We start from the raw sequence: 23,810 nt of genomic DNA, 5'->3' as shown, positions 1-23,810 counted from the left end.
AAGCCTTCATGAAAGAAGTCTATCATATATCAGGTTCTGGTAATAATAGCGGCCTTAAGATATTCGAGTCCGAAGGAAATTCCCTTATTATTAAAATCCCTAAAGTCCTCGTTACTCGTTCATGGAGATACCTAGTCATCGGGATTATCTTGTTGCTCTTATCAATTGTTATCCCATTTTTAGTTCATGAATACATCCATCACTTCCTATTTAAAGTAGGGTTTTTCTTTGCTTCCTTTACTACTTTAGTCATAGGTGGTGGACTTGCAATGATAGCAACTTGGGAAATACGGTCAGCCATAGAAATCAAACTTACTGAAGATAAACTCACTATTTTTCATCCTGCTTTTTTCAGCTATAGATCTTTAACTCGGAGTTATCTCATAGAAGACGTTAATAAATTATACGTGAATAAAGTCAGGGCTCTAGGCAAAGAAAAATATTCGCTTATGATAGATGATCTAGAACCGTTAGATGAAAGACTAATCAAAGGCTTCTACGTCCCTGATCAAGCTTTATGGATAGCGAAGGAAGTGAATGAGAGGATTGGTAGTTAAGTTGATAAACGTTTACTTCTCCAGGTTAGCATTCAATGCTAAATTAGAGCTTATCCAAAATTTTAGGAGTCTTAAAGTCCCAATGCTTTTCTATCACCGCTTAATAATCTCATAATTCTTATACGAGAAATCTAACCCCAAATATCGTTTCAAGAATCTTTTGATCTTATCCTTTCGTTTCGTTCGATTAAATGAAATATCATGATCAAATTTCCAATTCAATTTTTCAATTCTGTTCTTCATCACTTCTGGATGATCTCCAGTAAATAATGCTAACTCTTGAACATGGCCTTCATAATCATAAGCTTCAACTTTCTCTACATTATCCTTAATCCAGTCATCATTATGCCAATATTTATTGAAATTTAACTGCTTTCGCTGCATCGCTTCTGGTGGCTTTACCCAGCCATAATGATAGATATAAGCATCTATAGGAATTACATTCAATTTCTCATTCTCTCCTTTTCGGAATCCTTGTGCATCTCTATAGGAATAAATACTAGGTAAGTTTCGGACAACCCTAATTTCATGTGTATACCAATTCGAAGAAGTGCCGATGTAATCATAGGAGCCATAAAAGTGCTGGTAATTGAACAGAAATCCATCCACCTTCTTATTATCTTGATACTCCGTCATGGCTGCTTTCACAATGTCTAAGTATTTTTCATGGATCACTTCATCACCTTGAATATAGAAAGCCCAATCAGCATCCTTAGCAATTGCCTGAAATGCCTTATCCGTCTCAATGGCCAGCACTCTCCCACCCTCACGCATCGTCTCATCCCATACTGTTTCTATAATCTTAATCTTGCTAGAATCAATGGACTTAATTAATGCCAGCGTTTCATCTGAAGACTTCCCTACAGCAACAACAAACTCATCGCAGATCGGCAATACCGAATGTATAGCCTCTAAAATTGGATAATCATAGGTTAATGCATCTTTTATAAAAGTGAATCCGCTTACCTTCATTGGAAATATTTTCTAATTGTTTTCATAACTGGTGTAAAATACGAACGCCCGAATATATTCAAATGAACTAAATAATAATACAATTGGTAAAGATCTCTTCGGACCACATATTCTGGTATTCTCGGATTATGTTCGTAATAAGCGCTATAAAATTGACCATCAAAACCTCCGAACAATTCCGTCATTGCCAAATCTACTTCAAAATGTCCATAGTATACTGCTGGATCTATTAAATATGGATCACCATTTCTTGAAATCAAATAATTTCCACTCCATAGATCGCCATGCAATAACCCAGGTTTTACTGTAGGAAAATGATCATTGCAAAAGGCTTTCAACTGTGTAATGCTAGGTAAAACTTTCCTTTCCAAATATTGATTATCGATCGCCAACCTCAACTGAACTTCTAGTCTCTCCTCTACAAAAAACGATATCCAATCTTCTTTCCAGCTATTCTTTTGCACCAAACTTCCAATATAATTGTCTCGCTTCCAGCCAAATTTAGGTTCTGCGTTCTTCATATGCATCTCAGCAAGCGATCGACCTAATTTAGCCATTGAACTTGTGCTTTTCTCTCCTTCCTCAATGTATTCCATTAATAAAAACGCTGAACTTTCGTATTTTCCAGAAGATATTACGCTCGGTGTCTTCAGGCAAGCTAGTTCACTAATTGCATCTAATCCTTCTTGCTCGCACTTGAATAAATCTAGTCCCAATGCCTCTGCATTGACCTTGCAAAAGTAAGAACCATGGGTAGATTTCAGCAAGTAAGCTTCGGATATATCACCTCCAGAAACCGTAGAAACTTCCATTACCGTTTCACCAATTTCCTTGCTTAAATATTCTATAAAACTCGGTTCCATACACAAATGTGACAATTAATTCTAAACTCAAATCTATGAAAATGCTATTAATCCATATCTTACCCCCTTTTACAACTTTAGCACCAATGAATATAGTTTCAAATTTAGAAAAACTAAAAACCCAACTCGAAGGCGAACTCTTGACGGATAACCTTTCTCAAAAAATATATGCTACCGATGCATCCGTATACCAAGAATACCCGGATGCTGTTGCCATTCCTAAAAACAGTCGAGATATAGAAAAGATTATCCGATTTTGTTCTGATCATAAAATACCGGTCATTCCAAGAGCTGCTGGAACATCACTCGCGGGACAATGTGTCGGAAAAGGAATTGTCATCGATACTTCTAGGAATTTTAACCAGATTTTGGATTTAGATGCAGAAGCGAGGACCATTTGGGTAGAGCCAGGAGTCATAAGAGATGAACTAAATCATTTCCTAAAACCACATAGCTTGCATTTCGGACCAAATACCTCTACCGCTAATCGATGTATGATCGGCGGAATGGTGGGGAACAATTCTTGTGGATCGACTTCTATCAAATACGGTTCCACAAGAGATCACGTCCTCGAAATGAAAGTGATTCTTTCTGATGGATCGACAGCTCACTTTTCTAATATTGACCTAGAGAATATTCGTAGAAAAGCCAATGAGGCAACATTAGAAGGTCAGATTTATTCCCATATCGCTGACATCTACGACACTCCCGAAATTAACGAACTCATAACTAAGAATTTTCCTCACCCGGAAGTGAGCAGACGGAATACAGGATACGCACTTGACGCCTTGCTTTCGAATCTTAATGTCTGCTCTTTGCTTGCTGGCTCTGAAGGCACACTTGCGTTTACGACAGCTGTGAAATTATCATTGGATCCACTGCCTGGAGCTGAGCGGGTAATGTTTTGTCCGCACTTTAATAGTGTCCATGACGCAATGACTGCGATTCCTTTAATCATGAGTTTCGAGCCTGATATTTGCGAATTAATGGACAAGGTCATCCTAGATTGTACGAAGGCAAATAAGCAGCAGCAAAAAAATAGATTTTTTATTCAAGGTGATCCGCAAGCAGTCCTAATGGTTCAGTTTAATCGGACTTCCGCGGAAGCTCTTCAGGAAATTATAGGTCAATTTTCGGAGACCATCACGAATGAAACGCACGCCTACGCAAATCCAAAAGTTTTTGCTCCTGATGATCTCAAGGTCACTGAATTAAGAGCTGCAGGATTAGGAGTTTTAGCGAATCTTCCAGGAGAACCCAAAGCCGTTGCCTGCATAGAAGACACGGCCGTAAGGATCGAAGATCTTGCTGATTACATCGCTGAATTCGAAGTGTTGATGAAGGAATTCGGTCAGCAAGCAGTATTTTATGCGCACGCTGGGGCTGGGGAAATTCACCTCCGTCCCATCTTGGATCTAAAGAAACAGAAGGATGTAGACTTGTTTTATGAAATTACGAAAGCAACGGCATTGCTGGTTAAGAAATATAACGGTTCACTAAGTGGTGAACACGGAGATGGTCGAGTTAGAGCTGAATTCATACCGTTAATGGTAGGCGAACAAGTCTATGAAATATTCAAGCAAATAAAACAGACTTGGGATCCTAATAACATCTTTAATCCTGGGAAAATTGTAGGTGCTGCACCGATGACCTCTTCTTTGAGATATGTACCGGAGGAAGTTATCGAAGAACCTTCCACCATCTTTAGATTTAATGAAACGGATGGTATGATTCGAGCTGCTGAGAAATGCAATGGTTCAGGAGACTGCCGAAAATTAAGTTTTTCAGGAGGTACAATGTGTCCATCTTTTCGCGCAACAAGAGATGAGAAACACACAACTAGAGCAAGAGCTAATGCATTAAGAAACTTCCTTAGCCATCCAGAAGACGCGAGTAAACCCTTCGAAAGTGAAGAAATAAAAGAGGTGTTGGATTTATGCTTGTCTTGCAAAGCATGTGGAACGGAATGTCCTTCTAACGTGGATATGACGGTACTAAAATCTGAATTTCTCTATCAATACCAGAAAACGAAAGGCTTTAGTTTTAGGAGTCGATTATTTGCCAATATTAACGCTGCTAACAAATTAGCTAGTGCTTTTCAGCCATTGAGTGGCTGGGCGATGAATTTATCTTTATTAAAGAAAGGTCTAGGGATTGCGCCCGAAAGAAATCTACCTTCTGCTAGCCGAATGAGTTTGAAGAAATTTATCAATAATAAATTTAAAGCAAGTACCGGTAAGAAACTGAAGCCTGTTTATCTATTTATAGACGAGTTTACGAACTTTAATGATCCCAAAGTAGGTATCAAAGCCGTGAAACTATTAGACGTTTTAGGTTATGAAATTCGTACTGTGGACCACCCTGAATCAGGGAGAGCTGCATTTTCGAAAGGCTTTCTCGACCTTGCAAAAAAGTGTGCAAACGAGAACGTTCACATATTTTCCGAACTTATCAGTAAAGATGTGCCACTCATCGGTATCGAACCGTCGGCCATTCTTGGATTTAGAGATGAATATCCGAAAATTGTTTCTGAAGAATTGATCACAAAAGCTGAGGCGCTTAAAGATCATGTACTTACCATCGAAGAGTTTCTCTTTCAGGAAGTAGAGTCTGGAAATATTAATTCCGGTCAATTTGATAAGCATCAGCGCGAGATTTTAGTTCATGGTCATTGCCATCAGAAGGCTTTGTCCTCTATCGATTTCACAGCGCATATCTTATCACTGCCTGCGAATCATAAGGTAAGTATTATTCCTTCAGGTTGTTGCGGCATGGCTGGATCTTTCGGATATGAAAAAGAACATTTTGAAATTAGTATGAAGATCGGAAACGATGTATTATTTCCTGCGATTAAAGAGGCTTCCCCTAGCGCAATTGTAGCTGCAGCGGGTACATCTTGCCGTCATCAAATTAAAGATGGAATTGCCCGAGATAGTCAACATCCAGTGGAAATACTGTTTGATGCTTTGGTAGGTGAGTAAAAAGTCTGATGTTAGCGCTCTAAGCGATGACATCATTGTTACATGAAAAGATCTAACATCGCTCCTAGCGCTGTCAGATCGATTACCACCATTTCATGATGTTAGCAATCCATGCGATGACATCATTCATAAAAAATCCTGTGCAGGATTTCATTTCCACACAGGATTTTTTTTTTAGTTCAACTTGAATCGAATCGTAATACCACCTTGCATATTCGTCAACTCATATGAAGAGGTAATTTTAGGTATGGTCTTACTATAATCGAAAAACAATCTCAATGCTAGTGTCTGACTTACATCATATTCTACAGAAGGATTTATTCTCACAGAAGTAGATCCTCTAGTTCTCAACTGCTCTCCATCTATATTGAAGTTCCAAGTCTCATCATCTCTGAAAGAGAAATCCACATTTACAAGCATCTCTTGGCCACGATTATCCGTAATCTTTCCCGATTTTCCTAACTGAAGAATCTTCTCTTTTCCATCATCTTTTCTAGACTTGCTCTTTTTCTTTCCACCTGATCTGGTTAAAAATGGAATATCAATATTTTCAAAGGTATATCCAAAACCAAATATGATCTCCTCTGAATTCTGATTCACTAATTCCTTTCCATTAAAATTCATCCCTAACTCTCTTGATTTTCGATACTCAAAATTCAAGTTCATATCGGTTTTCGTTTTCACATCGATCCCGATCAAAGGTGCGAATTGTTCTGAAATCGTAAGTTGTGGAATTTCCAATCTAGAATAGTAATTCTGAGACTGTTGTTCTAACTCACTATATATTGCTAAAGGATCATCCTGAATCAAAAGATTATTATAAACTGGATCAGAATTAAAATTATTAACCCTCATCACTGATTTGTAACCGTGCTTGATACTGAAACTTGAGAAAATATCCTTAAACATACCCAGCTTCGACAATCCGTTATAATTAATATCCCAGTTCGGTGCCGGAATATACTTAAGTGCACTTATTTTCTCTACATAATCAAGATCTACATCATTAGGACTGATTCCTGTATAATTCGCTATAAATGCAGGTACTAATACTTGATCAGACTGTCTTCCTAATCCTTGATAATAATTAGGATCATCAGGATGCGCTTCTAGTGCATCTGGCACACCTCTTTCTGCTGCTCTCACGGCTAGACGTTCAGATATTATGGCCCTGCTCGACTGAAAATTATTGAACATATCTTGGTAATTATCATTGAAGAAGGTATTCAATGAGAAATACGTCACCTCGAAAGATCCGATATCATTCAATGCTAATTGTTGGAAGTCAAGATTTCCTGGAGTTCCTAAATTCTTAAATTCCTCTAGGTGATTCTGACTATATCGTTTTCTAAAATTGATGTCAATTTCAAAATCCTTAAACGGCTCTAATTCTATCCTAGCTTCGAAATTTTGCTGTTGGGTCTGATTCAATTGTTGATTCAAGAATCTACTTTCACTGAACCATCCTTGCTCCGCTCCTTTATAAAGCCAATTCGACTTGTTAGTTGGGTTAATATTAGGTTGCAATCCGGCTACGAAATCCCAACCTGGAGAACTAAAATCTGGATTCATCCCCAGAATACTTGTTTGATTAACGAAGCCTGGAACCGTTGTTGACAAATCCTCCTTATACGTTAATTTCACATCCCGTAGTAAGAGCAAAGGCCTTATCATTGCCTTTTCAACTACACTAACTTCTCTTTCCTTTTTCTTTTCTTCTTTCCCGTCTTTATCTTTGCTATCAGCCTTCTCTGTAGTTCGTCCTCTGGCTCTTGATCTCGCAGCAGTTCTAGCATTACTTTTACCGCCCTCTATCTTTTTAAGATATCCAGATTTCTTATATAACTTTTCAAAATCAAAGTTTAAGTTCACCTGCCTATTCTGTCCATTCTGAATTACATTACCAAGTGAATCAACATTCAATGAAGCGGCTTCCCAATAGAAATCTGCATTGTACTGCGCCTTCAAAGACGCAAAATCTAAAATTGGAATATTCTTAAGCGGAACATTGTAATTCACATTCAGATTATGAGAATAAGATTTCGTACGACCTCCATTTCTTATATTATTCGTCGTATAATCTCTTATCTCTCTCTCAGATACTTCGCCCACTTTCCCTCTGAATTCTCCTCTTTCATCTACGATTTCCGCATTGTCTGCCAGTCCTACTTGTCTCAGTTCATCTACGACACCTAAGTTATCCGCAGAAAAACTTAGCCCTAAGGACTTCGTTAAATCCCATTGCAGATTATACCTTCTATCCCAAGTAAATCTTTGATCGAAAAATCTATAATCAAATTCTTCAGGCAACCTATACTTCCGTTCATTCTTATACTTTTTTAATTGTGTATTAAATGTGAATGAATTAGGGAGTAGATTAAAATTAATCTCTTTTATGAACTTAAGATTCTTATTAGATACTCCTTTAAAAGGCTCTATGTATTTTACATTTCTACTATAATTATAGTCCAGAGCACCACGCTGGTCGCTAGTCTGATCGGACTGAATGATAGGATCTTTCTTTTCGATTTCAGTAATTGCATAACTCGCACTAAAATTAGAAATATCCCACGGCATCGGTTTCCGAGTATTCTCTGGATTCCTTTGCTTCCTAACATTCGTAAGGTTTAGTGTTTTAATGGTCGTCTGATCCACTGCTAAGTCTAGAATTTCATCCTTTAACTCAGGCTGGGCAGCAATTTTCTCCTTTACAGTTAGATCCAGGTCATATGGATCAAATTGAGGTGTACTTGTTACATTAGCATATTGAGCATAAAAAGGAAGGTTAATTCTAAAGTTTGTTGGTAAGAATTTACCTAACTCAAGATTTGTAGCAATGTCATATTCTCTGACATTTTCCTTACTTCTTGCATCTAGTTTCTGATCTAGCGCACCGAATCCGATCGTATTAAACGAACCAGACAACGTTAAGTTACCTAGATCGGCCATCTGAAGATCCATTCTTGCAAGTCCTGCTACACCACCACGCTCATCTAATCCACTCATTCTTAATTCATTCACCCACACGGATCCTTCTAGAGGCGTATTCGTATCCGAAGAGTTTCTTACACCTATCTGAATCCCTTTAATATATCCCAAACTCGGATTCCCCTTAATATAAGCTCGTTTTTCAGGATCAGGCACTGACTGTGCTGGGAAAATTTCTTGAAAGTCTGCGCCTTCTATATTTCTGAGCTTTTTCACATCTGTAAAGTCACTCAGATTAATATCGAGCATATTCTCCGTAAGCCAAATGGCCGATGGATCGTTTACAGAACCAGGTTGATCTGGGTCAGATTGCTTTATCGGGATGACATATTCATAGAAATTATCTGTAAAATCCTTTCCAATCCTAATAAATACACTAAGATCGCCTTCTGGAATATCCTGCGCGGACTCAGCATGAATAAACATTTGCAATTTCTCGAAAACCCTAAGATCCACAGTGGTCAACTTAATAATACTCGCTTCGCAAAATTCATTCAAATTATCGTTAACTAAGTTCTTGAAATTTAAAGCCATAGAACGCTCATCCTGTGGAAGCTGCGCATAACTGGTCTGTACTCTTTCTCTCTTAATTCCTGGAGGTAGTACATAATTAAATGGCAATCTAGAACTATTTTCTTCTATACTCACTTTATCCACTGAAAAGTCAACTGGATTAATACCGTCACCACAATTCGGAACATATCTTCTCCATTGATTCCTGATCAACTGAAAATCTGCCATTCTGAATGTTTTCTGAGTAGTGAACCCCTTCATGTACATTCTAATAAACTGGATCGATTGGAAACCTTGTATACCATTAACAGCTACTCCATCACTTAATGGAATTCTAAAACGATACCATCTCGATTTATCTTTATCTAGCACTCTTGATTCTGTCACATATTTTGCAGCATCTTCATCAATTTCTCCATTCTGATTAAACAGTTTCACTTCATATTCATAGTAACTTTCACCTTGATCTAGAGATCTATTATTGTTAAGGTCCTCCGCGTCTGGCTGAGGATTTCCACGTTGAATTCTATTTGTCTGCGGATTAGGTGCATTCCCTTGAGGCCCATTAAATCGACTATATCTTTCTAGGACACTTGTACCATTAGGAAAAATACTTTCATCCAGAAAATCTGCAAAGTTATCATTTGATGGATCATCTCTTACTTCCGCTAGTGGGTTCGTAGCAAGTACGGCTTCTATATAATCCCTATAAAATTCACGTTCTTGACCATCTTCTAAACCATCTAGACCAATATCTTGTATTTCTCTATTATTTTGGTCAAATCCATTAACCTTTGGTGAAGATAAGGGTACTTCACCCCATACGGTATTTTGGGTAGGAATTTGTGCCTGAGCATTAGGGTCTACATTGACTGCATTCTCATAAAACTGAAGATTATCTCTTAGAACATCTTCAGAAACATTACCTAGATTAAAAAATATAGAACCTGCTTCATCCGGCAAGTGCTCACTTCTGTTAGTCTCTGTATATGGATTCAGCATCCAAAATTCTAAAAATTCAACATTTGCTTGCTCAAAATTGGTATTGTTCAGATACCTCATGATTCCCCCCCATCTTGTTTCAGGCTCTTTAAGTTTCATTTTCTTCTCCTCATTATCCCAGAAAGATCCTTGAGAGTAGTTAGAACCATTTGGTGGATCAAAATTATAAGGCCCTCTTTCATCTGGATAATAGGTCATATCAAATGTTAAGATATCATTCAACAACCCCGGCTGTACTACTTTATTCGGAAATAATTCATCTAGATCTATCGTTCTAGTCATCGGATCATTTTCATCCTCTTGATTTCGAACACCAGACCTTTCCATGATATACCAGTTAAGCATCGCACGATTATAACCATAGGTTAGGTCATTCGTTAATTCCGCTTCTGGAAACATATCTGGTCTCCCTCCTGGTACACTGGCAAGAATCCATTGGTTCGTCTGTATTCCTAATGGTATAGCACTCGACGCACCTTCGAAATCATCTAACATAATGATTCCTCCATTATCATCATCACCATTAATCGCCCTAGCATGACTAGGTTTCAGTGCAGCAACTTCTGCATTAAAACTTAAGCTAGAAGGGACTTTAGTAGAATAGATCGGAAGTCTGTCTAGAGCTCTTGTTACCCAAGGAACCTCATTATTATAATTGATATCAAGACCAACTATTCTGTTATTAATCGGATCATCTCCTATATTTACTTTCTCTGTATACGGTCTCTCGAAAAGGTGCATATAAGTCGCTCCCAAATTCAAATTCTTATTGAATTCATAATCTGCACGAGCACCTAACATCCCTTTCTGATTCAGAGAGAAAAGAGAATTATCCTCATAAGAGACCCGAATAGGTACACCTTGCTGAAGGTATGCATCATTAATAATTCGAATCTGTCCTATTCCGTAATTTATTTCGTAATCTATACCTTCTCTAAGCGTCTGAGAACCTGCCCGAACGGTAACAGAACCTTCCGGAATATTCCATGCTCCTAAGGATATTTCTGAAGACACACTAGACTTAAATTCCCCTTTCATTACGAACCTATTTCGCTCTAGTCGCTCTTGTGCTTGAAACTTAGTTTTATCATATAAATCTTGATAAGAAAATTCTTCTGCTAATACTGGATCACCAAATAAATCGGTTAACGAAGAACCAAAAGGCTCCAAAACTGGGAATATCACACTTCCTGTTCTCGTATTAAAAGTCACGCCTTCTACATAATCAAAAATCCCATCTTGTTGTGGATCGTTGTATATATTTAGCTTATCCAGATTAAATACATCAAGTAAAGGTTTATTGAAAAAGCCTTCTCTTGGAATATATCTTTTCAGAGAACCGTCCGAGTTGTCTTCATAGAAAATGTCAAACTTGAAACTCTCTCGATCTACTTGAGATGCACCGATAGAGTAAACGTTTTTCATCATTAAGTCCCAGTTCGGCTCATCTACATTCTGAGTAGTATTTTTTAGCAACCTCGTAAACAAGTTTTTGGGAGGTAATTCGTAATTCACGTCATTCGCCATTTCCCCAACTTGATAAACTTCAGATCCATTATAAGAATAGGAATATTGATATGAAACTGCTAAAACTTGGTTTGCTCGCAGTCTAATGTTCAATGATATGAACCCAAGTTCTGGGTGGTAGGTAAATTCTGAAGGCTGTAATTGTCTTGCCTTTAGTACCTCAAAATCTTTGGTTTGTGTTAATCCATATTTTGTACTTAGAACAGTAGAGGCAGTGGTTTGATCTCTTGCCGATTCGTCATTAACGATTTCATCATATAGGTTATTCACACTATTATCTGGCAGCGTATAATTTCCAGTATAATCTGTATAAGTTGGATCTGTCGGGCTAACATTAATCGCATCAGGATTGGTCAAATCACCTTCATTACCTACCCCTAAATCCGCAAGGGCGATTATATTTCTAAGTCCGTCTGTTTCATTTCTATCATTGGTAACCCAGACCTGCATCTTAGTAATCCTAAAAGGAGTAGTAATCTGCGGCAAATTTGACAATGCTTTTTCGTAAGTATTTCTATTAAAATTAGAGATAAAGAAATGCCTATTCGCATCGTACTCATCTGGTCTAACCTCGAATTCTTGTGCCAATCCTCCTGATTGAATGGTTAATTCTTCTTGAGTAGATGTTTTTTGAGAAGCAATCGTTGTAAGACGTAGCTTTCCCCATTGAGATTCCACCTTAATACCGAATAAGTTCTGCCCACCTTGAATTAAAGAACTTCTAAGAGGCAAACTTACATTACCGGCTTCTACTTTCTTAATGATTTCATCTTCACTCCATTGCTCACTATCGTAAGCCAACTTAACTTTATCATCGAAATTAAAAGTTGAGGCAGTGTTAAAATTGAAATTAAGATTCATCTTATCACCGATGTTTCCCTCGACACTCATTTTAATATCCATTTTAAAATCAGGTCCCCATTGAACTTGGCTTCGTCTAGGAATACTTGGATTTAATGTTTCTTGGTAGTAACCAAGTAGGGTTAGGTCAATGTTTCCTTTTGGTTTGATCGTAATTCCATTCCCTCCGAATAATCGGTCTACTAGGTTTCTTTGTATATTAACATTAGAAATTGGGTCAATTTTCCCGCTTGTTCCTCTGCTCCCGCTATCGATCCCATTCATTTTATTGAAGAAATCTTGTTGCTGTTGCTTAGCTTTCCAGTCCATGTACTCGCTGAACGTCATGTAAGTTGGCATTCGATAATACTCGTCACCAATTTTTTCGGTTAAAATATAATTACCGGATTCCGGATCATATTCTACTTCCTGAGTAATTAAAGAGGTATTCAGGTCGAAAGGATTTTCACTTCCGTTGTTTAGGAAATCTCCTGTACGGTCTTTAATAGGAACTGTATCCAGTGCCATCTGATAAGAAGGGTCTGCATTTTCAAAGGGCCCAGGAATTTCAAATCCGCCAGCAGCCAGTTGTATGATGGACATCACGCACACCACAAACATGGTAATTTTCTTCATCTCGCTCTTGAAACTTGTAGATTTATAGATATTCAATTTCATTTAATACTTTACCATAACGCGAAAACTTTCGTTTTACGTGTGTATTTAAAATTTATCTCAATTGCTTTAAGACTTCTTTTATTAATTGTTCCACATTTAAGTCAGATTCTGACCCGGAAATGACTTTATCCAGCATTTTTTCGATGCTTGCTTTTGGAAACCCTAAGGCAATTAAAGCAGATAACGCCTCATTTCTGTCTGTATTGTGATTCGGTCCAGAAGAAATTAGCTGTTCATCGACATTTTTGATCACTTTATCCTTGAGATCGAGTATAATTCGCTTGGCTGTTTTCGGGCCGATACCTTTGACTTTGTTGAAGGATAGGACATCTTCATGCACGATAGCTTTCTGTACTTCCTTCGGTTTCAAAGCGGACAAAACAATTCTTGCCGTATTCGGTCCTACTCCAGAAACAGAAATTAAAAGTTGAAAAATATTCTTTTCTTCATTGGATGAAAATCCATAAAGTGTTTGTGCATCTTCTTTCACATGAAAGTGCGTAAACAGTTTCACTTCATTAAGTGGTTCAATATCAGAATATGTATTCAAACTGATATGAAGGTGATACCCGACGCCATTGGTTTCCAGATAGATATCCGTAGGCGATTTATGAGTTATTTTTCCGATTATATAGGCGAACATAGGCTTATTTTAGTGAACACATTACGATTTATTGCAATATGTATGCCAAGGTGGGTAATTAGTGGATAGTGGATAGTGTATCCCGCAGATTTCGCTAAGATCGCAGATTATTAACACTAAGATCTGTAAGCCGAGAAACGACAGGCGCGATGGCTAGGATTGCAGAGCTATATGTGTTCGATAAGATAATTATGGTTAGTGAAAAAGTATCCCGCAAATTACGCGAAGTTCGCAGATTATCAACATTTTAGATCTGTAAGCCGAGAAACGATATGCGCGATGGCTAGGATTGCAGAGCTATATGTTTACGGTGAGATAATAATGGAAAGTGAAAAAATTATCCCGCAGATTACGCTAAGATCGCAGATTATCTACATTTAGATCTGTAAGCCGAGAAACGAATGGCGTGATGGCTAGGATTGCAGAGCTATATGTGTTCGATAAGATAATTATGGTTAGTGAAAATGTATCCCACAGATTGCGCTAAGATCGCAGATTATCTACATTTAGATCTGTAAGCCGGGCAACGACAGGCACGATTGCAAGGATTGCAGAGCTGAATGTTTACAGTGAGATTATAATGGCTATAGGATAGTGGAAAAAGCAGATTACGCTAAGTCCGCAGATTATCAACATTTTAGATCTGTAAGCCGGGCAACGAAAGGCGCGATGGCTAGGATTGCAGAGCTATATGTTTAAAGAAAGATAATTATGGAAAGTGAAAAAGTATCCCGCAGATTACGCTAAGATCGCAGATTATTAACTTTTAGATCTGTAAGCCGGGCAACAATATGCACGATAGCTAGGATTGCAGAGCTGAATATTTACGATAAGATAATAATGGAGAGTGAAAATGTATCCCGCAAATTACGCTAAGATCGCAGATTACTAACACTAAGATCTGTAAGCCGAGAAATGAATGGCGTGATGGCTAGGATTGCAGAGCTGAATGTTATACTTGTCACCTGTAGCGCCTCTTCTATATAATCATCATGAAGCTAAATCGACAACAGCTTTATACGCACAGCTCATAATTTAATCCACCTATCTGTTCTTAACTCAAAAAAAATTATATTTGCGATCTTAGAAATCAGAACAAATAGCAATGAACATTTTAATCTTAGGAAGTGGAGGTCGAGAGCATGCATTCGCATGGAAAATAAGTCAAAGCAAGATGTGCGATCAACTTTATATCGCTCCAGGAAATGCAGGTACAATGGAGCATGGAACCAACATTGACCTAAATCCTCTTAAGTTTGAAGAAGTAGCACTTTTCTGTCTGCAATACAAAATCGATATGCTTATCGTAGGCCCTGAAGCTCCTTTAGTTGCTGGAATTACGGATTTCTTTAGAAATGAAAAGGAATTAAGTCATATAAAAATAATAGGACCTGCATCTGAAGGTGCACGACTGGAAGGTAGCAAAGCATTTGCTAAAGAATTTATGAAAGAATTCAACATACCAACGGCAGGTTATGGTGAATTCACAAAAGAGAATCGAGCAGAAGGTATCGCATTCATTAAGAAGCAAACGCCACCGATTGTATTAAAGGCAGATGGTCTAGCAGGCGGAAAAGGTGTGCTAATCATTAATGATCAAGAAGAAGCTATAACCGCTTTCGGAAAAATGTTAGATGGACAATTCGGAGAGGCAAGTTCTAAAATTGTCATCGAAGACTTTCTAGATGGCATCGAGTTTTCGGTTTTCGTTCTTACCGATGGAAAAGATTACAAAGTACTTCCTATAGCGAAGGATTATAAGCGAATCGGCGAAGGAGATTCAGGTCTTAATACTGGTGGAATGGGTGCTGTTTCTCCAGTTCCATTTATTGATGAGGCACTATATGAAAAAGTAATTCAGCAAGTTGTAGAACCTACCGTTCAGGGTTTGAACTCGCGTAAAATGGATTATAAAGGATTCGTATTTATAGGCTTGATTAAAGTAGGCAACGAACCTAAAGTTATCGAGTATAATGTTAGAATGGGAGATCCTGAAACAGAGGTTGTTCTTCCGAGAATCAAGAGCGATTTCTTGCAACATTTAATTGACCTTAGTAATGGCGAACTGGATAAAACTCCTCTGGAAATTGATGAAAGATCCGCTTCTACTGTCATGTTGGTTTCGGGTGGATATCCAGAAGCATATGAGAAAGGCAAGTTGATCACTAACATCGAGGATTGTGATGGTAGTATCATCTTTCATGCAGGGACTCAGAAAAAAGAGAAGCAAGTATTAACGAATGGAGGCAGAGTCATTGCAATAACTTCCATGAGCAACACGAAGGAAGAAGCCTTAGCCCAGAGTAAGTTAAATGCAGAAAAAATTCAATTCGAAGGAAAATATTTTCGACGTGATATCGGTTTTGACCTATAATGAATTATAGTATATCCGATATACAATCGATCACTCAATCTGAGTTAATAAACCCAAACCTTTTTCAAGGTGATATTAATGATATCTATTTTGATACACGAAGAGGAATAAGAGGCCCAAAAGTTCTTTTTCTAGCGATCGATGGTAAAAATGCAGATGGCCACCAATATATAGATTTCGCTTACCACCAATTGCATACTAGGAATTTTCTAGTCTCAAAAGACATAAACATTGACCTATATCCAGATGCTAATTTCCTACGCTCGAGAAATGTCATTTCAGCACTTCAGAAATTAGCCATCCATCATCGAACGAAATTTCACTTAAGAACAATAGGTATTACGGGTAGTAATGGGAAAACCATAATCAAGGAGTGGCTTTTCCAGTTATGCGACCCATTTTTCACTATTGTGAGAAGTCCGAAAAGTTATAATTCCCAACTTGGCGTTCCATTATCTATTCTGAGAATCAATGAAGAAGATCAATTAGGGATTTTCGAAGCTGGCATCTCAGGGCAAAATGAAATGAGGCATCTAGAGTATATTATTCAGCCTGAAATAGGTATTATAAGCAATATCGGCGATGCGCACAGTGCGGGCTTTACTTCTCTAAATGAGAAACTAAGAGAAAAACTTCAATTATTTCGAAAAGCAGCAAAGATAATTTATTGCAAAGATCAAGAGCTCGTTCACGAAAATCTGAACAGTAGAACCTCCCACTCTTCCAAGCGGTTAAGCCAACTTATACCTTGGTCAACTAAGGATAAAAGTGCCTTTTACTTTGTTCAATATAATGATCATGAAGTCAAGATTAATAATGATTCTTTCACGATTCCTTTCACAGACAATATATCTAGAGAGAATGCAGTGTTTGCGATCATCGCTGCGATAGAAACAGGATTACAAATTCCAAGAATTCAACAACGATGTCCAGATTTAAAAGCACTAAAAATGCGTCTGGAAATGAAGCAAGGCATAAGGAACTGTGTCTTGATCAACGATGCCTATAATTCAGATTTCGGTGCATTAGAATCAGCCATCAATATCTTAGAACAACAGCAGAAAAAAGATAGAAACACGCTCATTCTTTCACAAATAGAGGAATCTGGACTAGATAATTCGGAAGCATTGATTCGGCTTTCTGAGATGATTAAAGTTCACCAAATTCATCGAATCATTACGATAGGTGAAAAACTCAAATCGCTGGATTCTGAAATTGAACATTTGCATTTTAAAGACACCGAAGCATTAGTGGATAACTTTTCTTCGATTCTGTTTGACAATGAAAATGTACTGATAAAAGGAGCTCGAAAATACAACCTTGAGCAAATATTTGATCTTTTAGCGATCAAGGTCCATCAGACTATTTTAGAAATTGACCTAGAAGCCATGCGGCACAATCTTACCATCTATCGGTCTTTTCTTAAGAAAGATACCCTGTTAATGGTCGTACTTAAGGCTTCCGCATATGGTAGTGGAAGTAAAGAACTTTCTCGTTTTCTTGAATACCAGAGAGTTCATTACATTGCTGTAGCCTATATCGATGAAGGTGTTGAGCTAAGAAAGTCAGGTATTTCTACTCCGATAATGGTGATGAATCCTGAAGAGTCTGGATTTGCTGCTATGGTTAAAAACAAGTTGGAACCAGAGATCTATAGTCTGAATCAATTAGAAAAATACATTTCTTACCTAGATGATGATGTACACCAAGTCCACTTAAAGATAGAAACTGGAATGCATCGACTAGGAATCAGCATGGAAGAAATCCCTTCCATATTGGCCTGCCTGAACGACAATAAAAACATTGTAGTTAAGAGTATTTTTTCGCATTTGGTGGGAAGTGATGATCCTTCTTTAGATTATTTCTCTAAGGAACAAATCAATAGGTTCGAAAAAGCGTATACCTTATTTTCTATTGGGCTGGATTACGAACCATTAAGGCATATGCTTAACTCAAATGGCATTTCTAGGTTTCCTGAATATCAGTATGAAATGGTTAGACTAGGTATCGGCCTGCATGGACTTACGGATGATCTAAATCTTAAGCCTAAACTCCAAAAAGTACAAACTTTAAAGACGAAGATCGCCCAGATCAAGGAGGTGAATGCAGGTGAATCTGTAGGATATAATCGAAAATACAAAGTCAAAGAGACTCATAAAATAGCAACCATTAATATTGGTTATGCTGATGGACTTCCTAGAAATGCTGGCAATGAGCAATACAGCGTCCTCATTAATGGTCAGGCTGCGCCAATTCGCGGTAATGTATGTATGGACATGTGCATGATTGATGTGAAGGGCATCGATGTGAACGTTGGAGACGAAGTAATCATCTTCGGGAAAGAGTGGCCGATAGAAAAGTTAGCTGAAGTCTGTGGAACCATACCATATGAGATACTTACCAGGTTATCAACCAGAATTCATCGAATTTTCACAAGAGAATAAATTATTAAATAGGCTCAAAATCAAACGTAATTAAGCTTAACAATTTTTCTCATGGTGCTTAATTTTTTCAACCCACCATTCCTTTGTTTATATATCAATATAAATATCACAATAAAATAAGCATGATCAGTCGTTTAACCTTACTACATAACTGCATAATTTTGCTATTTTTGCAGCTTTAATTGAAACCAACTAGGTTAAAAATGAAAATGTTAAAAATTCTATTTTCGATTACTTTAGTAATCACTTGTGTTATAGGCTCTTACGGGCAAAATGAAGACGAGATATTATTTACTGTAGAAGGAAATCCAGTACACGTTTCTGAGTTTAATTATATCTACAATAAAAATAACGGAGATAAGGCCGATTATAGTAAAGAAAGTGTAGAGGAATATCTTGATCTTTATAAGAAGTTCAAATTGAAAGTTCAGAAAGCTAGAGATATGGAATTAGACACTATTCCTGAGCTTATAACAGAGTTAGCCGGCTATCGAAAGCAACTGGCTGATTCTTACTTGACAGATAAGGAAGTTTCTGAGAAGTTAGTCCAGCAAGTATATGATCGACAGCAATATGATGTCAAGGTAAGACACATCGTCGTTCGAACTTTGAAAAGAGCAACAGCAGATGAGATTCAAGCTGCTAAAGACAAGATTGATGCGATCTACAAAGAAATCAAAGATGGGGCGGACTTCCAAGAAGTAGCGAAAGTGAAAAGTGAAGATGTAAATACAAAAAATCAAGGCGGCGAGTTGAATTATTTATCAGCGATGTTGCCTAATGGTTACTACGAGTTCGAAAATGCAATGTATGAACTTGAAGAAGGAGAGATTTCAGAACCGATCAGATCTGGAGTAGGCTTTCATATTATACAAGTAATAGACAAACGACCTGCACGTGGTGAAATACAAGTAGCTCACATTCTTTTACGGAAAAAAGAAAAGGGAAAATTTGTAAGTGGTGTAAAAAGTACAGCTGACAGCATCTATCAAGCAATACAAGACGGAGCATCATTTGAAGAAATGGTTACCCGATACTCTCAAGATGGAAACACGAAAGGAAAAGGAGGTGATCTTGGCGTTTTTGGAATAAGTACTTATGAGAAAGATTTCGAAGACGCAGCATTTGGTCTAGAAAAGGATGGCGATATCAGTAAACCTGTGCAAACAAGTATTGGCTGGCATATACTGAAAAGAATATCTAAGCCAGAAAAACCAACTTACGAGAAAGTTAGAAGAAAACTACAGGCCGAAATCAAGAAGGATAGTAGATATGAAGTGGCTAAAGAGCAAATGGTTGAGGACATTAAAAAAGAGGCCAACTTGGTAGAGTACAAAGATGTTCTTGAACGTTTTATTGCCGACCAAGATGAAACCTTCTATTCATACAAGTGGAAGGTCGATCCTAGCTTACAAGGAGACGTATTCACATTAGGTGATAAAGATTTTTCTCTTATTGGCTTTGCTAATGCAGCTAAGCAGAATACTAGAAAACGATTAAGATTTAGTAAAACAGCTCCGATCAAGGAATCTATAATGGAGTTATACAACGATTACCTGAAGGATCAGGTTTTGAAATATGAAGAAGAACATTTAGAAGATAAGTACCCAGAGTTCGAATCTTTAATGCGTGAATATAGAGAAGGTATTCTGTTGTTCGAAGCAACTAAGATAAATGTGTGGGACAAGGCATCTCAAGATACTGTAGGATTAAGAAATTTCTATGAAAAAAATAAAGGCAATTACGTCTGGAAAGAGAGAGCTGACTTAGAAACTTACTTTGTTAAAACAGAAGATGTGAAACTTGTTAAGAAAATTAGCAAGTATGTAAGAAAGCATTCTTATGAAGAAGTAATGCAGAAATTGAACTCTAAAGAAAATCCTATTACCTTCGACGAAGGCACATATGAAAGAGGAGATTTAGAAATTTCAGGTATTAAGTTCAAAGAAGGTGCGATATCTGACGAACGATATGATGTTAAAACGAAAACATGGAAGATTCGTAAGATTGTAAAAGTCTACCCTTCTAAGCAAAAAACACTTAAAGATGCTAGAGGATATATCATTGCTGACTATCAAGATAGCCTTGATAAAGCATGGGTGAAAAGTCTGATGGATCAATATGAAGTTAAGGTTAATCAGGATGTTTTAGATAAATTGATTCAGGATTGAGATTAATTCTATGCTATATCGTCCTATTGAGTTTCTTCTCTTGTGAGTTTAATGCTGAACAAGAAGATCCAGATAATCCAGTAATCGCTGAAGTATTTAATCAGAGATTAACTGCAGAAGATCTGAAGCCACTGTTACAAACAGAAGTATCTGTAGAAGATAGTACGCTTTATGCACGATCATTGATAGAAAAATGGGTCCGGGAAGCCATTCTGATGCATGAAGCAGAACGTAACATTCCTGCTGACCTTGATATCCAAAAAATGGTGAATGATTATCGATCTTCACTAATTCTTATGACTTATAGACAGCAACTCGTAGAAGAGAACTTAGACACTTCTGTCACACAAGCGCAACTAGAGGCTTACTATGAAGATCAGAAGACACAATTTAAGTTAAGTGAGCATATTCTAAGTGGTATTTTTCTGAAGATCAAGAAGGACAGTCCTAATTTTGAAAGGTTAGACAAACTTTGGAAAGACAAGAAATACCATGAGCTTTCGGAGGAGGATGACAATTTATTCGAAGTTAAATTAACAGATCCTTACCAATGGTATACTTGGAAAGATCTCAATGCATTATTCCCTAAGTCATTCTGGAATTATAATGATTTAAAGTCGAAAGATGCGAAAAGCAAATCTTCAGGAAACTTTAAATATTATATAAAAGTGAGCGCATACGAGGACAAAAACGAAATTGCGCCGTTATCCTATATTAAAGATCAAGCCGCTAAAGTAATTTTGCACAAAAGACAGACAGAGTTGTTTGACAACTTGATGCAAGAACTTTACGACAAGTATTCTAACAATAACAACGTTAAAATAAATATATAAATGAAGTATTTCATTGGAGTTTTTACTCTATTATTATTTGTTACATCTGCAAATGCCCAGTTAAAAGGTAAGGTCATCGATAAAGTGGTCGCAAAAGTAGGTAGTGAATATATTCTACTTTCTGATGTAGAGAAGCAGTTTTCTTACCTTAAGCAATCTCAACCATCATCGCCACCAGAATCTAAGTGTGAAGTGATCGAAAGTATTATTGCTCAGAAGATCATGGTGAATCAAGCCAAGTTAGATAGTATCGAAGTGGGTGACGATGAAGTAGAAGCACAATTAGAATTTAGAATTGAAAACATTCTAGGTCAGATGGGTAATAATGAAGAATTCTTCGTTGAGTATTATGGCCAGACCGTGAATGAAGTTAAGGAGTGGATGAGAGAAGACCTGAAGAATCAATTACTCTCAGAAAGAATGCAGGCTCAGATCATTAATGAAGTTATCATACGACCAGAGGAAGTAGTCGCTTTCTATGAAAATATTCCTAAAGATTCTATTCCCTTATTAAATGCAGAGGTTGAATTAGCAGAAATAGTCATAAAGCCTGAAGCAAGTGATTCATCAAAAGATTTATCTTATAAAAGGTTATTAGATATTAGAAACCAAATAGTGAATGACAGCGCTGATTTTGCTGCATTAGCAAAGCAATTTTCTGATGATTTAGGCTCAGGGTCAAAAGGTGGTGACTTAGGTTGGACGAAAAGAGGAAGTTTTGTATCTGAATTTGAGGCTGTAGCATACAACCTAGAAAGAGATGAAATTTCTGAACTGGTAGAATCGGAATTCGGATATCACTTAATCCAATTGCTGGATAGAAGAGGTAACTTAATCAAAACTCGACATATCCTTATTACTCCAGAAGTTACGGATTCAGATATCGAGCGAACTAAGCAATTCTTAGACTCTTTATCTCTTGCCATTACTGCTGATTCTATAAGCTTTCAAGCGGCTGTTAAGAAATACTCTAACAAGAAAATAGAGAGTTACAATAATAATGGTCGAATGACTAATCCACAAACTAATACTACATTTTATTCTACGAACGAATTACCACCGGAAATCTACTTCGGAATAGAGGAGTTAGAGGTTAATGAAGTTTCAGCACCTATCGAATATCAAGATAGAAAAGGTGATCCAATGTTTAGGATTGTTCAAGTTCAATCAAAAACAAAACCACACATTGCTAACCTTAAGCAAGACTACTCTAGATTGCAGAAATTTGCCATTGAGAGTAAAAAGAATGAATATTTCAATGATTGGATTGTTTCAAAATTAAACAATACCTACATGGAGATAGATGATTTGTATAGTGGATGTGACAACATTCAGAATTGGTTAGAAGTAAAAAGTCAATAAATGAAAATTGTTTCTTGGAACGTTAATGGAGTAAGAGCAGCAGTTAAGAAGAACTTTATCAATGAGGTAAAGGATGCTGATGCAGATATATATTGTATCCAAGAAACCAAGGCGCAAGATGATCAAGTTAGTGAAGCGTTAAGCGACCTAGAAGATTTTAATATTGTAAGCAGATCAGCCGTTAAAAAAGGCTACTCAGGTGTTGCTACTATTTCTAAGCAAGAACCAATGCAGGTTTCAGCTGGAATTGGAAAAGAAGAGCATATGCAGGAAGGCAGAGTCCTTACAACAGAGCACGATCACTTTTTTCTTGTCAATGTTTATGTTCCTAATTCAGGAGCAGGCTTGAAAAAATTAGATTATCGGTCTACTTGGGATAAAGATTTTGCTAATTATTTAGCCGATTTAAAAAAGAAGAAACCCGTCATCGTTACAGGTGATTTCAATGTTGCACATAGTGAAATTGACTTAGCCAATCCTAAATCAAATTATAACAAGACTTCAGGATATACACAAGTTGAAATAGACGGCATGACTGGCTTACAAAATGTTGGTTTAGTCGACTCATTTAGAAAGCTGCACCCGGAAAAAGTCCAGTACTCTTTCTGGAGTATGCGAACAGGGGCAAGAGCTAGGAATGCAGGGTGGAGATTAGATTACTTCTTAGTAGATGAAAGACTATCAGAAAACATAGTTGCAGCTGAAATCCATGACCAAATTATGGGAAGTGATCACTGCCCTATTTCATTAGAGCTGAAATTTTAAACAATCCGACACTTTTAGGAACGAACATATGTAATAGCTGGAAAGTGTAAGGTTTTACTACAATCTTATTTTCAATTTTAAACTTCTAGTTATCTAACCTGACACTTTTGAGGAGGGACATGAGTAATAGCTGGAAAGTGTAAGGTTTTACTACAATCTTATTTTCAATTTTAAACTTCTAGTTATCTAACCTGACACTTTTGAGGAGGGACATGAGTAATAGCTGGAAAGTGTAAGGTTTTACTATTCTATATTCATATATAAATCATTAAAAATTAATCCTGAATATAAGTTTAT

General features: G+C 37.1%; 13 protein-coding genes. 9 read left to right on the top strand and 4 right to left on the bottom strand.

All coding sequences use genetic code 11. The features are described 5' to 3' along the window. Positions 1-8 precede the first annotated feature (8 nt). Complete coding sequence (locus L2586_RS01165) at positions 9-557, top strand: hypothetical protein (protein ID WP_235290927.1); 549 nt, start codon at positions 9-11, stop codon at positions 555-557. 93 nt (positions 558-650) lie between these two features. On the opposite strand, the gene L2586_RS01160 is transcribed toward L2586_RS01165, so the two are convergent. Both L2586_RS01160 and L2586_RS01155 read right to left on the bottom strand, forming a co-directional pair. Then, positions 651-1,529: a glycosyltransferase family protein gene (locus L2586_RS01160; RefSeq protein ID WP_235290926.1), complete on the bottom strand. Its 879-nt coding sequence runs from the start codon at positions 1,527-1,529 to the stop codon at positions 651-653. Next, positions 1,526-2,392 carry a fructosamine kinase family protein gene (locus L2586_RS01155; RefSeq protein ID WP_235290925.1) on the bottom strand — a complete coding sequence of 289 codons (867 nt, stop codon included), beginning with the start codon at positions 2,390-2,392 and terminating at the stop codon, positions 1,526-1,528. Before L2586_RS01155 ends, L2586_RS01160 begins: the two co-directional genes overlap by 4 nt. An 86-nt stretch (positions 2,393-2,478) precedes the next feature. On the opposite strand from L2586_RS01155, the gene L2586_RS01150 reads away from it, so the two are divergent. Continuing rightward, the gene (locus L2586_RS01150; RefSeq protein ID WP_235290924.1) at positions 2,479-5,373 is read left to right on the top strand and encodes an FAD-binding and (Fe-S)-binding domain-containing protein; all 2,895 of its coding nucleotides are present in this window, start codon (positions 2,479-2,481) and stop codon (positions 5,371-5,373) included. A gap of 174 nt (positions 5,374-5,547) precedes the next feature. Here the strand turns inward: L2586_RS01150 and sov are convergent, their stop codons facing one another. Then, positions 5,548-12,921: a T9SS outer membrane translocon Sov/SprA gene (gene sov, locus L2586_RS01145; RefSeq protein ID WP_235290923.1), complete on the bottom strand. Its 7,374-nt coding sequence runs from the start codon at positions 12,919-12,921 to the stop codon at positions 5,548-5,550. A 52-nt stretch (positions 12,922-12,973) separates the two neighbouring features. Continuing rightward, positions 12,974-13,564 (bottom strand): Holliday junction branch migration protein RuvA, encoded by a 591-nt coding sequence (gene ruvA, locus L2586_RS01140; RefSeq protein ID WP_235290922.1) that lies wholly within the window; start codon positions 13,562-13,564, stop codon positions 12,974-12,976. Between the two features lie 198 nt (positions 13,565-13,762). On the opposite strand from ruvA, the gene L2586_RS01135 reads away from it, so the two are divergent. From L2586_RS01135 to L2586_RS01105, 7 genes are all read left to right on the top strand, one after another. Beyond that, positions 13,763-13,945 (top strand): hypothetical protein, encoded by a 183-nt coding sequence (locus L2586_RS01135; RefSeq protein WP_235290921.1) that lies wholly within the window; start codon positions 13,763-13,765, stop codon positions 13,943-13,945. Positions 13,946-14,669: 724 nt separating this feature from the next. Continuing rightward, positions 14,670-15,938 (top strand): phosphoribosylamine--glycine ligase, encoded by a 1,269-nt coding sequence (gene purD, locus L2586_RS01130; protein ID WP_235290920.1) that lies wholly within the window; start codon positions 14,670-14,672, stop codon positions 15,936-15,938. Beyond that, complete coding sequence (locus L2586_RS01125) at positions 15,938-18,382, top strand: bifunctional UDP-N-acetylmuramoyl-tripeptide:D-alanyl-D-alanine ligase/alanine racemase (RefSeq protein WP_235290919.1); 2,445 nt, start codon at positions 15,938-15,940, stop codon at positions 18,380-18,382. The genes purD and L2586_RS01125 overlap by 1 nt, the downstream gene beginning before the upstream one ends. 203 nt (positions 18,383-18,585) lie before the next feature. Continuing rightward, positions 18,586-20,553 (top strand): peptidylprolyl isomerase, encoded by a 1,968-nt coding sequence (locus L2586_RS01120; RefSeq protein WP_235290918.1) that lies wholly within the window; start codon positions 18,586-18,588, stop codon positions 20,551-20,553. Then, positions 20,550-21,386, top strand: coding sequence for a hypothetical protein (locus L2586_RS01115; protein ID WP_235290917.1), 837 nt, complete (start codon positions 20,550-20,552; stop codon positions 21,384-21,386). The genes L2586_RS01120 and L2586_RS01115 overlap by 4 nt, the downstream gene beginning before the upstream one ends. Beyond that, positions 21,387-22,748 carry a peptidylprolyl isomerase gene (locus L2586_RS01110; RefSeq protein WP_235290916.1) on the top strand — a complete coding sequence of 454 codons (1,362 nt, stop codon included), beginning with the start codon at positions 21,387-21,389 and terminating at the stop codon, positions 22,746-22,748. Then, on the top strand, positions 22,749-23,513 hold the full coding sequence (locus L2586_RS01105) for an exodeoxyribonuclease III (protein WP_235290915.1): 765 nt from the start codon (positions 22,749-22,751) through the stop codon (positions 23,511-23,513). It begins immediately after the preceding gene. Positions 23,514-23,810 lie beyond the last annotated feature (297 nt).

This window comes from Portibacter lacus (assembly GCF_021533215.1).
GTDB lineage: Bacteria > Bacteroidota > Bacteroidia > Chitinophagales > Saprospiraceae > Portibacter > Portibacter lacus.
Note: the sequence above shows the minus strand (reverse complement) of the source record. Positions and strands in the feature narration are given on the sequence as shown.

Coding starts and splice junctions, on each gene's coding strand:
- L2586_RS01165 (WP_235290927.1), top strand. CDS start 9: ATGAAAGAAGTCTATCATATATCAGGTTCTGGTAATAATAGCGGCCTT.
- L2586_RS01160 (WP_235290926.1), bottom strand. CDS start 1,529: ATGAAGGTAAGCGGATTCACTTTTATAAAAGATGCATTAACCTATGAT.
- L2586_RS01155 (WP_235290925.1), bottom strand. CDS start 2,392: ATGGAACCGAGTTTTATAGAATATTTAAGCAAGGAAATTGGTGAAACG.
- L2586_RS01150 (WP_235290924.1), top strand. CDS start 2,479: ATGAATATAGTTTCAAATTTAGAAAAACTAAAAACCCAACTCGAAGGC.
- sov (WP_235290923.1), bottom strand. CDS start 12,921: ATGAAATTGAATATCTATAAATCTACAAGTTTCAAGAGCGAGATGAAG.
- ruvA (WP_235290922.1), bottom strand. CDS start 13,564: ATGTTCGCCTATATAATCGGAAAAATAACTCATAAATCGCCTACGGAT.
- purD (WP_235290920.1), top strand. CDS start 14,670: ATGAACATTTTAATCTTAGGAAGTGGAGGTCGAGAGCATGCATTCGCA.
- L2586_RS01125 (WP_235290919.1), top strand. CDS start 15,938: ATGAATTATAGTATATCCGATATACAATCGATCACTCAATCTGAGTTA.
- L2586_RS01120 (WP_235290918.1), top strand. CDS start 18,586: ATGAAAATGTTAAAAATTCTATTTTCGATTACTTTAGTAATCACTTGT.
- L2586_RS01110 (WP_235290916.1), top strand. CDS start 21,387: ATGAAGTATTTCATTGGAGTTTTTACTCTATTATTATTTGTTACATCT.
- L2586_RS01105 (WP_235290915.1), top strand. CDS start 22,749: ATGAAAATTGTTTCTTGGAACGTTAATGGAGTAAGAGCAGCAGTTAAG.